Origin of the sequence: Nonomuraea sp. NPDC049400 (genome assembly GCF_044466425.1) — a bacterium.
In the GTDB taxonomy this organism is placed as follows: Bacteria; Actinomycetota; Actinomycetes; order Streptosporangiales; family Streptosporangiaceae; genus Nonomuraea.
Genome location: NZ_JBITMP010000045.1, coordinates 41817 through 53907, shown reverse-complemented (window position 1 = coordinate 53907; position 12091 = coordinate 41817). Strand labels below are relative to the sequence as shown.

Below are 12091 nucleotides of genomic sequence, written 5' to 3'. Positions count from 1 at the left end.
GCGCCTGCACGCGCGGAGACGTTACGCGGCGGGCTGCAAGCGCGCCGTCGAGCAGATCGAGGGCGCCGCGGGGGTCGCCACCGGTGCAGCGGAGGTCGGCGCGAGCACGCGGACCGTGTCGTCGCCAGCGCTGGCTGTGGCACGGAGCGCGGCGATGAAGCGCCGCTCGGCGTCGGCGTCGTGTCCGCTGTCATAAGCACACCAGCCCGCCAGGCGGCACGCCTCCGCCGCTGCCCCATAGAGTCGGCGGCCCACCTGCTCACTGTGCGTGGTCTCCTGCAGGAGGCGCCGGGTCAACCTGATCTCGGCTGCAGCCGTGTCGTATACCTCGGCCGACCCGATCTGGTCATCGAGATGCCGCAGAGCACCCAGGCGCGCTTCGATCCTGGCGGCGACTTCGGCACCGATCCGGCGCTGCCCCACCAAAGGTGCGGCTCCTCGCTCACAAGCCCCTCGCCCCGTCGATGCGTTCGCGGAGCAGGTCGGCGTGGCCGTTGTGCCGGGCGTACTCCTCGACCATGTGGATGAGTACCCAGCGCAGCGAGACCCGCCCGCGCCAGGCGTCATGGCCTTCGACATCGAGGTGAGGTGCCTCGGCGACGTAGGCGTCGGCGAAGGCCACCTCCTCCCGCCAGGCCTGCCAGGCGCCGGCGATCACCGCAGCGTCCGGCACGGCGCCGTCGAAGTCGCCGTCGGGGTCCTGGGCGCAAGAGAAGCGGGGCGGCGCGTCCTGGCCGGCCAGCACCGTCCTGAACCAGCGGCGCTCCACGTCGGCGAGGTGCCGGATCAGCCCCAGCAGTGACAGCGTGGAGGGCTCCGCGGCTCGCCGGGCCAACTCGGCGTTCAGACCCCTGCACTTCAGCTCGAGCGTCGCCCGCTGCGCGGCGAGGACGTCGGCGAGCATCGTGCGTTCGTCTCCGATCGCGGGGAAGGCGAACCGGTTGTCTTCCTCTTCACCGAAGATCTCGCTTCTTCTCCGGCGGCTCGTGTCGTTCAGGTTTCTTCGGCCTTTCTGGGTCACCCGAGCAGGGGGAGTCGTTTGGTGAGGGCGGTCACGCGGTTGCGCGGACCGAATACGGCGACGGCCACGAACTCGACGTCCTCCGACGGGGTGGTCGTCAACGTGGCGAGGTAGTCGTCATAGTCACGGGCGCGCCGGGCCACCTCGTTGAAGCCCACGGCGATCAGGTCCTCCCGGGCCAGGGCGCGGTGGTGCAGCTCTCGTAGTTCGTCAGTGGGAGCGGTCAAGACGGGAACCGGGTGAAGGTTCAGGCCCGCGTGCCATCCGCCGCCGCCGTCCACGCCGTCGCCGCCCAGGGGGTCGCTCAGACGGGCGCCCAGGCTGAGCCCGACCACCGCGGCCGCGTTCACCGCCAGCGCGGGCTCGAGGTTGTCGCGGACCACGAGGACGAGCTTGGTGGCCAGGGGCATGGTGGGTCTTCCATTCGGATCACGGAGCGGCGGGGACTGAGAGGACGGTGTCGAGGCGGCGCTGAGCCAGTTGGGATGCGGCCTCGGCGGGTGTCACCTGCTGATGGTCCGCCGCGTGGAGGAGGTCGGCGACGGTGTGCTCGATGGCCTCGACGCGCTTGCGTGCCTCCTGGGCGGTGCCATGATGCAGTTCCACGGTGAGCGCGTTGATGACGCCGCCCGCGCCGGCGACGTAGTCCGGCACCCAGACGATGCCGCGCCGGTGCAGGAGGTCGGCGACGTCCGGGGTGGCGAGCTGGTTGTTGGCGGGTCCGGCGATGGCGGAACAGAGTAGCTCGGGCACGACCTGCTCGGTGAGGACTCCGCCGAGCGCGGCGGGAACGAGGATGTCCACGTCCGCGGTGAGGCCTTCGTCGGGCGCGACCCAGGTGGCGCCGAGTTCGCCGGCGCGTTTGCGCTTGGCGGGGTCGATGTCGCTGACCAGGAGGTCGGCTCCCTCGGCGGCGAGCAGGCGGGCCAGCCGCAGGCCGACACTGCCGAGCCCCACCACCGAAAGGTGTGCGCCGGTGAGTGTGGAGGCGCCGTGGAGGCGTTGCCTGACTGCGCGCAGGGCGGCCAGCGTGCCGAGCGCGGTGGCCGGTGAGGAGTCGCCGCTGCCGCCCCATTCCTCCGGCTTGCAGAAGACGTGCGCGGTGCGTTCGCCGATGACCGCCATGTCCTGCGGTGTGGTTCCGACGTCCGGACCGGTCGCGTACGCCCCGTCCAGGGACGCCACGGCGTCCGCCACGTCTTCCAGCGCCCTGCGGCGCAGCGTCGCATCCAGGCCAGTGCTCTCGGGCACCGCGACGACGGTCTTACCGCCGCCATTCGCCAGGCCGGCGACGGCGCACTTGGCGGTCATGCCGGCTGACAGGCGCAGGGCGTCGGCGAGCCCATCGCGCCAGTCGGCGTAACGCCAGATGCGGCATCCGCCGACCGCCTGGCCGAGCTTCGTCGAGTGCACAGCGACGATCACCGGGAGACCGGAGCGGAGGCCGGTGCGTATGACGACCTGCTCGTGATCGAATTGCGCGGACACTGTGTTGTCCTTCCGGTTGACCGGTATCACTGCCAAGAATTGGCCATATGGACCATGTGTGCCAACAGAACCGAACGAATGGTCGGAATGCCCGCGGTGAACGGCGAACGGGATGAATGTCGTTCGGTGATACGGCAATTCTGCCGATCGGTTCGCCCAGTTCGCGTAGTCGATCGCCGCTGGGGTCACGTCCAGGACGTGGTGTATGAGTCGATCTTCGTGGCCGTGCGAGGCCGGGCTCATCGAGGGCGAGCGCCGCGGGCCGTGGATCTGCTACCGGCTGCGCCCCGAGGTGCTGAGCCAAGCCACTCCCGTCCTGTCGGTCGACGACAGGTCCCGGGTCGCGCCTGAGCTCCCCGGCCCTGGCGTCGGACACCCGCTCACAGGTGAGTTGGTTGTTAGCGCGCCGGGTGGAGGCGAGGTTCCGAACCGGTCATCAGTAGATGTCTGAGGTCTCAGGCGTTCCGAGCGCTCTGCGATAGCGGCCGGGAGAAGTCCGGTACTCCCGGGTGAAGGCCCTGACGAACGTGAACTCCGAGGCGTAACCGCATTTCCGGGCGATCGTGCGAAGGTTGGCGTCGCTTTGCGTGAGCAACTGGCCGGCGAGGGTCATGCGCCACCAGTCAGGTAGGCCAGCGGCGGCTGGCCCCCGGTTGCGGTAAATCGCTGCGCGAAGGCCGCGCGTGAGAGGCCGGCTTCCGCTCCGAGCGCCTCCACGGTCCACGGATGTGCAGGTCGGTCGTGGATGGCGTGCAGGGCGGCACTGATCGCCGGATCGGCGAGGGCGGCCGCCCAGCCGCTGGCCGCGGTCTTGGCCTGATCGCTCAGGCACGCCCGCATGACGTAGAGCAGCAGGGTGTCGAGCAGCGCGGGCAAGATCGCGTCCGAGACCGGACCGGGCCGCTCCAGCTCCCGGCCGAGCAGCGACGGCCGCGCGCAGGATCATCTCGCGGTGGAGTACCTGTCCCGAGGGATGGAATCGGGAGATGTGGCGGCCCGCTGCCAGTACCCGTCCGTCCGCCGTCCGGGCCGAATCCTTCTGCCTCAGCGGTTCCAAGGACGACACCCCTCACGACAACATGCGTGCCTTGTCGACAGGTTGAGATCATCGCACTGACAAACCGGTGGCGTCAGCAGCAAGCCACTCCGCGCCCGGCGAGTTTGTGGGGTGATTGCTGCGCCGCGCCCCGCGAACACAATGAGCGCCGGCCGACATCCCCGGACCAAGGGCGACGGCTATCGATGGTGTGAGGTGCCCATGCAGGTGAAAGGGCTCTCAGCCCGACTCCCGCAGCTTGGTCAGGCCGCTTTCACCTGCCGTCGCGTCAAGGTCAAACGCGGGTCCGCCGTCCTCGTCGACCGTGCATTGAGCCAGTCCCGCCCTGCCCCGATCAATGCTCTCCCAGCCCAGGCCCTCCCTCCAGAGGAACCGCCCCCATCGCCAATCGGCCCACCAACGCCCGAAGCGATGCCGGTCCGGGGCGGGCGTCAGTCGGCCCACCGCCTCGCCGGTCAACGGGCGGGCCTCGACGGCGCCGAAGGCGCCTGGAACAAGAGCGCCTGAGCCTCTCGGCGCGAAGCGCCGCCACAACGAAGACCTTTGTTCGGGGCGGGCTCCAGCAGGCCCACCATCCAGCGGGGCAACGGGTGGGCGCGCTCGGCCCACTTACCCCTCGGCCCCTCGGTCGACATTTGGCGGTAACAACCTGGTAACAGGGTCTTTTCCTGGCCAATGTGAGCGGTCACACTCATGCTTCAAGGCGATGTGACCGGTCACATCCAGCACCTCCGCGTCCCCCCACGGGCGCGAAAACCGCCCAAGCACGCAAGGAGGTTGTCCTGTCATGAGGAGGAAAAATGCCTGGTCAGCGGTGCTGGCGGTGGTCATGGTGACCGCTGCCGTGCATGCCGCCCCAGCCCAGGCCGCGTCCCAGCTCGTCGTCGACCTCGCCACCCAGACCGGCGCGCTGCGGTACGGCGCCACCGGCTTCCTGTACGGGCTCGGCGACGAGGGCATCCCGAACGAGACCATGCTGGCCGCCCTCAAGCCCCAGGTCACCGCCCAGAAGGCCCCCGACGGCCTGCAGCACCCGAACGGTGACGCGCTCAAGGTCGCCCCCATGGTCAAGCGCGCCGGCGGCCGCGAGATCCAGATCTACATGCAGGACATCTACAAGCAGTGGCCGTACGAGAACCTCGGCATCGACGACTACCTGGCCAAGGTGAACACGATGGTCAGGAAGGTCGTCGCCGACCCGTACCGCACCTCGTACGTGTACGTCCCCTTCAACGAGCCCGACCAGATCTGGTACGGCGGCAACCTGACCGGCTTCATGAACGACTACCGGACCGTCTACCGCCGGATCCGCTCACTCGACCCCGGCGCCCGCATCGCCGGCCCCAACTTCGCGAGCTACCGCTCGGCCGACATGCGCACGTTCATGCAGTTCGCGCGGGACAACGGCGTGCTGCCCGACGTCACCACCTGGCACGAGCTGGGCAACGACTTCTTCACGAGCTGGCACACGCACTACTCCGACTACCGGGCGATCGAGTCGAGCCTCGGCATCTCGCCCAGAAGCATCACGATCAACGAGTACGGCCGGTCGTCGGGCGATCTGGGCGTGCCGGGCAATCTGGTGCAGTTCGTGGCCAAGTTCGAGAACAGCAAGGTCGACGGGTGCCTGGCGTACTGGACGACGGCCGGCGGGCTGAACGACCTGGTCACCAGGAACAACCAGGCGACCGGTGGCTGGTGGCTGTACAAGTGGTATGGCGAGCTGACCGGCAACACCGTGGCCGTCACCCCGCCCGCCGTGGGCGGCTCGCTGCAGGGTCTGGCCGCGTTCGACCAGGCCAAGAAGCAGGCCAGGGTGATCTTCGGCGGCAACAACCCGGCCAGCGGCACGTACGACACGAACCTGGTCGTCAAGGGCATCCCCAGCGCCCTGGGCACCACGGTCCGCGCCACCGTCTGGGGCGTGGACAGCACCGGGCTGAACCCCTCCCCCGGCCCGTACCAGCTCACCGACGCGGAATTCACCGCGAGCGGCGGCCAGATCACGATTCCGCTCACCGGGCTCAAGGGCTCCTCTGCGTACCACGTGATCGTGACCCCGGCCAGGGCCGCGGCCAACGGCTCCCGCTACGAGGCCGAGTACGCGGCCCTGTCCGGCTCGATCACGTACGGGCCGGTCTCCTACGTGGACGGAAGCACCAAGTTCGTGGTCACGGCGCCCGCGGACGGCTACTACACCATCGGCCTGCGCTACTCGGCTCAGGCCGCCCGCGTGGTCAGGCTGCGGCTCAACGGCTCCGACCTGACCGACGTGACCCTGCCCGCCGCCACGAGCTGGAACAACGTCACCGCCAAGGTGTTCCTGACAGCGGGGATCAACCGCCTCGACGTGGGCTCGGCCCAGCTGGACCACGTCGACGTGACCTCGTCCGCCGGCACGATCTCCGCGTACGAGGCCGAGTCCGGCGCGAACACGCTGGGCGGCGCCGCCAGGGTGGCGTCCAACTCGGCCGCCTCGGGCGGTGGCTACGTCGGCTTCATCGGCGCCGGCGCGGCCAACACCCTGCGCTTCAACAACGTCACCGTCCCATCGGCCGGCCGCTACCGCATGGTCGTCACGTACGCCAACGGTGAGCTGGGCGAGGGCGCGACCAACTACAACACCAACATCGTCGACCGCTACGCCGACGTCTCCGTCAACGGCGGCTCAGCCGTCCGGCACTACTTCCGCAACACGCTGGGCTGGTCGAACTACCGCACCACGGTCGTGGACGTCACGCTGGCCGCCGGCCAGAACACGATCACGTTCGGCAACGCCTCCAGCCGCTACGCACCCGACATAGACCGCATCCAGATCGCCGCACCACTCGGCTAGAGCAAGCATCGCTCGGCCAGAGAGCAAGGACGGCTCGGCCAGAGCAAGCACCGCTCGGCCGGAACGCCAGAACAAGCAAGGGAGATCCATGAACACCAGCGTCGTCTGGGGCCACCCGAGCCTTCGGGTCGTGCTCGACGTCTCACCCGACGGCCCGGTCGGCGTGCGGTCGCTGTCGCGCGGCGACGCCGCCACCGCGCACCGGCCCCGGGCGACGCAACCGCTGGTGGAGCTGCTGCTCCCGGGCACCGGACGGGCGCACTCCTCGCACCGCTTCTCCCAGACGGCCGTCGGCCGGCGCCTCGCCTATCTGGGCTGCGACCAGCGCACGGACGGGGCGTGGCACGTCCTGCGGGTGCACCTGCACGACGCGGAGAGCGGGCTGGACGCCGAAGTGTTCCTCCGTTCGGCGGACGGGGTGGCCGCGTTCCAGGCGTGGACGCGGGTGACCAACCGCGGCCAGGAGCCCGTGCTGCTGCTGGGCGTCACGTCGTTCGCCGCCGCCTTCGCGGGCTCGGTGGACTCCACCGACGTGGTGCGGGCCGACAGCGAGTGGCTGGGTGAGAGCCGCTGGGTCCGCGAGGCCCTCCGCGCGCAAGCCGTACCCGATCTGCATCTGCCTTCGCACGGGCAGGACGGGCGCGGCCGGCTCGCGGTCGTCGGGAAGGGCACCTGGTCGACCGGCGGCCACCTGCCCACGGGCGGGCTGATCGACCGCGACAGCGGGCAGGCGTGGCTGTGGCAGATCGAGCACAACGGCCCCTGGCGCTGGGAGGTCGGCGAGCGGCTCGACGGCCCGTACGTCGCGCTGCTCGGCCCGACCGACATCGACCACCAGTGGCAGCATCGGCTCGCGCCCGGGGAGTCGTTCACCACGGTGCCGGTGTCGGTCGCGATGTCCGGCGAGGGACTGGAAGGGGCGGCCGCGGCGCTGACCGCGCACCGGCGGGCGATCGTCCGGCCGCATCCCGACCGGGAGCGGCTGCCGGTGGTGTTCAACGACTACATGAACACGCTGTTGGGCGACCCGACCACGGCCAAGCTGCTGCCGCTGATCGACGCTGCCGCGGCCGCGGGAGCCGAGGTGTTCTGCGTGGACGCCGGCTGGTACGACGAGGACGGCTTCTGGTGGGACAGCGTCGGCGAGTGGCAGCCGTCGCAGACGCGCTTCCCGCGCGGCATCGAGGAGGTGCTCGGCCGCATCCGTGAGCACGGCATGGTGCCGGGCCTGTGGCTGGAGCCCGAGGTGATCGGGGTACGCAGCCCCATGGCGGACAAGCTGCCGCCGGAGGCGTTCCTGCAGCGCGGCGGTGTGCGCCTGGTCGAGAACGGCCGCTACCACCTCGACCTGCGCCATCCCCGCGCGGTCGCGCACCTGGACCAGGTCGTGGACCGGCTGGTGGCGGAGCTGGGCGTCGGCTACTTCAAGCTCGACTACAACATCGACCCGGGCGCGGGCACCGACCTGGACGCCGACAGCGCCGGGGACGGGCTGCTGGCCTGCAACCGGGCCCACCTGGCCTGGCTGGAGGGCGTGCTCGAGCGCCACCCCGGGCTCACCCTGGAGAACTGCGCGTCGGGCGCCATGCGCATGGACTACGCGATGTTGTCCAGGCTGCACCTGCAGTCCACCAGCGACCAGCAGGACTTCCGGCTCTACCCGCCGATCGCGGTGGCGGCGCCGATGTCGGTGCTGCCCGAGCAGTCGGCGAGCTGGGCGTACCCGCAACCCGACATGTCGGACGAGGAGATCGCCTTCGCGCTGTGCACCGGCATGCTGGGGCGGCTCTACCTGTCCGGCCACCTGGACGGGATGAGCGCCGCGCAGCTCGACTCCGTCCGCGACGCCGTACGCGTCCACAAGGAGATCCGCGCGGACCTGGCCCGCGCGACGCCGCTGTGGCCGCTCGGGCTGCCGCGCTGGGACGACGGCTCCCTCGCGCTGGGGCTACGTGCCGGCGACACCACATACGCTGGCGTCTGGCGGCGGGACGACGCGTGGTCCGTACGGCTCGACCTGCCCCACCTGGCGGGCCGTGCGGTCGAGATCGACCTCCTTTACCCCCGGCACCTGCCGGACTGGGATCGCGACTGGGAGCCCGGCCCTGGCGTGTTGACGCTCACGTCCCGTGGCGAGGAGCCACTCTCCGCCCGGATCTTCCGCATCCGCACCGCCTCATGAAAGAGACCACCATGAAGACGAAATGGACGGCCGCCGCCGCCGCGGCCACCCTCGCGCTCGGGCTCACCGCGTGCAGCGACCCTTCCGTCGAGAGCTCCTCCACCTCCGCCGCACCCGCGACCTGGGCCGACCCGACCGCGAAGCTCGACGGCGTCAAGCTGACGATCTGGGCCGCCCAGAACAGCAACACCGTGCCCAAGGCGGTCATCGCCGGGTTCCAGAAGGCGACGGGCGCGACGGTCGAGGTCGTGACGATCCCTGACCCGTACGAGCAGGGCATCCAGACCAAGGTCGCCACCGGCGACAAGCCCGACCTGGCGTTCTGGCAGCCGACCGCGTCCATGCTGACCGCGATCAACGCCAAGGCCAACCTCCAGCCGCTGAACGACGCGCCGTGGCTGTCGCAGCTGTCGCCGGACCTGAAGGACATCACCGGCATCCTGGACGGCACCCGGTACGCGGCCCTCATCACGAGCCCCGCGGTCGAAGGCGTCTACTACAACAAGGAGGTCTTCGCCGCCAACAAGATCACCAGTACGCCGAAGAACTTCGACGAGATGGTGAAGCTGGCGCGCACGCTCAAGGGCAAGGGCGTCACCCCGTTCTTCGAGATGGCCGGCGACAAGTGGGCGACGCAGTGGTGGGTGCAGGTGCAGCTCGCCGACGCGGCCAAGGACGGCCTGTGGGAGCGGATCAACACCGGCAAGGAGAAGTTCACCGACCCGACCGTGGTCGGGGCGATCAAGAAGTACAAGTCGCTGATCGACGAGGGGCTGTTCAACTCCGACATCAAGACGGCGAAGTTCGAGGACCAGGGCGCGGCGCTGCTGTCCGGCAAGGCTGCCATGGTCGTGCAGGTGAACTCGTTCTTCGGCCAGCTCCAGGCCTCGGCGGACACCGCGACGCTGAACAAGAAGATCGGCTTCTTCCCGATCTCGCCGTCGGGGAACGTCGGCACGTTCATCCCCGACCAGTCCAACGCGCTCGTGGCGTTCAAGACCGGTGACGCCAAGCGCGAGGCGGCGGCGCGGCAGCTCCTGGCGTACTGGATGGGGCCCGGCTACAAGGACTTCGTCGCCGACCGCAACACCGTCTCCCTGGAGCCGTCGGTGCCCAGCCCGGCGGGCGTGCCGCAGGCGCTGCTCGACGTGCACGCCTCACTGCCCACCGCCGTCGGGTCCATGCAGGCGCTGGCGGTGGCCAACCCCGACCTGTACCTGAACCTGGCCGACATGATCAACGGGACCTTGACACCGGAGAAGGTCGCCTCGGCCACGCAGGACCAGTTCGCCCAGCTGGCCAAGGCAGCCGGGGCGAGCGGTTTCTGAGGAGTCCCACGTGCTGACCACCACCCCCGCGCGGCAGACCGTGCCCAGGCGCACCACGACCCGCGGACGCCCGGTCGTCCGGCGGAGAACGCACCCCATGTGGTTCATGGCTCCGGCGTTCGCCATCCTGCTGGTGTTCTTCTTCCTGCCGACGCTGTTCAACTTCGTCTACGCCTTCACCGACTGGTCGGGCTTCAAGAGCACAATCCGTCCGGTCGGGCTGGAGAACTTCACCGACCTGGCCTCCAACGGCACGCTGTTCCGGTCGCTGCGGGTCACGGTGGTGTACGCGGTGCTGGTGGCGGTCTTCCAGAACGCGTTCGGCTTCGGCCTGGCCGTGCTGCTCGAACGCGACACCCTGGTCAACCGGGTGGCCAGGGTGTTCTTCCTGATCCCCGTGCTGATGTCCGCGCTGGCCGTCGGCTACATCTTCCAGGCCCTGCTCAAGCCCACCGGCGGCCTGAACCGGCTCCTCGGGATCGACTACGCCTGGCTCGGCGACACCACCTGGACGATCGTGGTGGTCGCGCTGATCCACGCGTGGAAGTGGATGGGGCTGTCGATGCTCATCTACCTGGCGGGGCTGAAGACCATCCCGGAGGACATCGTGGAGGCGGCCCACATCGACGGGGCGTCGCGGTGGCGTACGTTCTGGACGGTCCGCTTCCCGCTGCTGGCGCCCGCGATCACGTTCAACGTCGCCACGGCGCTGCTGGGCTCGATGAACGGGTTCGACGTCGCCCAGGCCACCACCGGCGGCGGGCCCGCCCGCACCACGGAGATCCTGAACATCTTCATCTACCGCACCTTCGGGCAGGGGCTGTTCGCGCAGGCCACGACGATGAGCCTGGTGCTGTTCCTGCTGGTGGCCCTCATGGCCTTCCCGGTCATCTACATCCTGCGTAAGCGGGAGGAGGTCCTGTGAACCGGCTCAGTGACGCGCTTTTCTGGAGGCGGCTGCAGCCCGGCGTCGCGCTCGTCCTCGTGGCGGCGTCCATCGGCATCCCGCTCTGGCTGGTGCTGGTGACGGCCGCCAAGTCCCAGGGCGAGGCGCTCCAGCCGGACCTGTCGCTGCCGTCCAAGTGGCAGCTCCTGGAGAACCTCGGCCAGGTGTGGGGCGACGGCAAGGTGCTACAGGCCACGCTGGGCAGCCTGCTCGTCGTCGTGCCGTCGGTGGTGGGGGTGCTGCTGTTCGGGTCGATGGCGGCATGGATCCTGGCCCGGCGCGCCAGCCGGCTCAACGCCGTCCTGTACGCGCTGGCGATCAGCGGCATCGTGCTCCCGCCCGCCGTCGTCACCGTCGTCCTGCTGCTGCGCCAGCTCGGCCTGGCCGGGACCGCGGTCGGGATGATCGGCGTCTACATGGGCATCTACATGTCCACGGTGATCTTCTTCGTCACCGGCTTCGTCCGTACCATCCCCGACTCTCTCGAGGAGGCGGCGCAGCTCGACGGCGCGAGCCCGCTCAGGGTCTTCTGGCTGGTCGTGCTCCCCCTGCTGCGCCCGGTGCTGGCCACGGCCACCATCCTGGTCTGCCTGTACGTGTGGAACGACGTCTTCTACGCCTTCTTCGTGGTCGGCGGGCGGCTGGACACGCTCCCGCTCAACCTCTTCCGCGTGGCCAGTGCCGGGCTCTACCTCAACAACTGGCACCTGATCTTCGCGTACGTGATCCTGATGAGCCTGCCGCTGGTCGTGGTCTTCGCCGTGGCCCAACGCAAGATCATCTCGGGTATCACCAGCGGCGCCGTCAAGTAGTAGGGCGCTACACCTTGAGAAAAGGTATAAATCGGGCATCTTTCCAGGTGTTGCGGTAGCATCCATATCGAGATTCCGTTTCATACCTGCAGGTCGCAGCGCATCCGGCTGGCGATTGTCTGTGGCGCAGGAGGTGACTACGGTGACTGTGCGATACGGCGGCGAGCAGCCCCGGCGGGACCACTACACGGTGCTCGGGGTGGAAAAGGCGGCGTCCGCGGCGCAGATCACGTCGGCCGTCTACGACTCCGGCAGCGGACACGACGCTCCGCTCGGAGGGCGGCCAGTTCCCGTCAGGGTCACGCACACGCCGGATCCCGATCTCAACGTGTGCGCGCGAGCCGTCCGCCGGAGTGCACCGGCTCACCTGGCCGCGGTGATCGCCGGGAATGCGCGCGACATGCCTTTCCTCGGCTGACCC

Annotated in this window: 12 protein-coding genes; 6 read left to right on the top strand and 6 right to left on the bottom strand. The window is 69.4% G+C overall.

Features of this window, described 5'->3' with window-relative positions; genetic code table 11:
- Nucleotides 1–21: 21 nt before the first annotated feature.
- From ACIBVN_RS45570 to ACIBVN_RS45545, 6 genes are all read right to left on the bottom strand, one after another.
- Nucleotides 22–426: a hypothetical protein gene (locus ACIBVN_RS45570; protein ID WP_397146538.1), complete on the bottom strand. Its 405-nt coding sequence runs from the start codon at nt 424–426 to the stop codon at nt 22–24.
- 16 nt (nt 427–442) lie between these two features.
- Nucleotides 443–1021 (bottom strand): DinB family protein, encoded by a 579-nt coding sequence (locus ACIBVN_RS45565; protein ID WP_397146537.1) that lies wholly within the window; start codon nt 1019–1021, stop codon nt 443–445.
- The gene (locus ACIBVN_RS45560; RefSeq protein ID WP_397146536.1) at nt 1018–1431 is read right to left on the bottom strand and encodes a DUF2000 domain-containing protein; all 414 of its coding nucleotides are present in this window, start codon (nt 1429–1431) and stop codon (nt 1018–1020) included. The genes ACIBVN_RS45565 and ACIBVN_RS45560 overlap by 4 nt, the downstream gene beginning before the upstream one ends.
- Before the next feature lie 19 nt (nt 1432–1450).
- On the bottom strand, nt 1451–2509 hold the full coding sequence (locus ACIBVN_RS45555) for a Glu/Leu/Phe/Val dehydrogenase dimerization domain-containing protein (protein ID WP_397146535.1): 1059 nt from the start codon (nt 2507–2509) through the stop codon (nt 1451–1453).
- A gap of 436 nt (nt 2510–2945) precedes the next feature.
- Nucleotides 2946–3233: a helix-turn-helix domain-containing protein gene (locus tag ACIBVN_RS45550; RefSeq protein WP_397146534.1), complete on the bottom strand. Its 288-nt coding sequence runs from the start codon at nt 3231–3233 to the stop codon at nt 2946–2948.
- On the bottom strand, nt 3119–3385 hold the full coding sequence (locus ACIBVN_RS45545) for a hypothetical protein (protein WP_397146567.1): 267 nt from the start codon (nt 3383–3385) through the stop codon (nt 3119–3121). The genes ACIBVN_RS45550 and ACIBVN_RS45545 overlap by 115 nt, the downstream gene beginning before the upstream one ends.
- Nucleotides 3386–4353: 968 nt before the next feature.
- Between ACIBVN_RS45545 and ACIBVN_RS45540 the strand changes: the two genes are divergently transcribed.
- The 6 genes from ACIBVN_RS45540 to ACIBVN_RS45515 all read left to right on the top strand — a co-directional run bounded on the left by ACIBVN_RS45540 (nt 4354) and on the right by ACIBVN_RS45515 (nt 12088).
- On the top strand, nt 4354–6402 hold the full coding sequence (locus ACIBVN_RS45540; protein WP_397146533.1) for a hypothetical protein: 2049 nt from the start codon (nt 4354–4356) through the stop codon (nt 6400–6402).
- Nucleotides 6403–6490: 88 nt separating this feature from the next.
- Complete coding sequence (locus ACIBVN_RS45535) at nt 6491–8584, top strand: glycoside hydrolase family 36 protein (protein WP_397146532.1); 2094 nt, start codon at nt 6491–6493, stop codon at nt 8582–8584.
- Between the two features lie 11 nt (nt 8585–8595).
- Nucleotides 8596–9912: an ABC transporter substrate-binding protein gene (locus tag ACIBVN_RS45530; protein ID WP_397146531.1), complete on the top strand. Its 1317-nt coding sequence runs from the start codon at nt 8596–8598 to the stop codon at nt 9910–9912.
- A gap of 10 nt (nt 9913–9922) precedes the next feature.
- On the top strand, nt 9923–10837 hold the full coding sequence (locus ACIBVN_RS45525) for a carbohydrate ABC transporter permease (RefSeq protein WP_397146530.1): 915 nt from the start codon (nt 9923–9925) through the stop codon (nt 10835–10837).
- The gene (locus ACIBVN_RS45520) at nt 10834–11670 is read left to right on the top strand and encodes a carbohydrate ABC transporter permease (protein ID WP_397146529.1); all 837 of its coding nucleotides are present in this window, start codon (nt 10834–10836) and stop codon (nt 11668–11670) included. Before ACIBVN_RS45525 ends, ACIBVN_RS45520 begins: the two co-directional genes overlap by 4 nt.
- Nucleotides 11671–11812: 142 nt before the next feature.
- The gene (locus ACIBVN_RS45515) at nt 11813–12088 is read left to right on the top strand and encodes a hypothetical protein (RefSeq protein WP_397146528.1); all 276 of its coding nucleotides are present in this window, start codon (nt 11813–11815) and stop codon (nt 12086–12088) included.
- Nucleotides 12089–12091 lie beyond the last annotated feature (3 nt).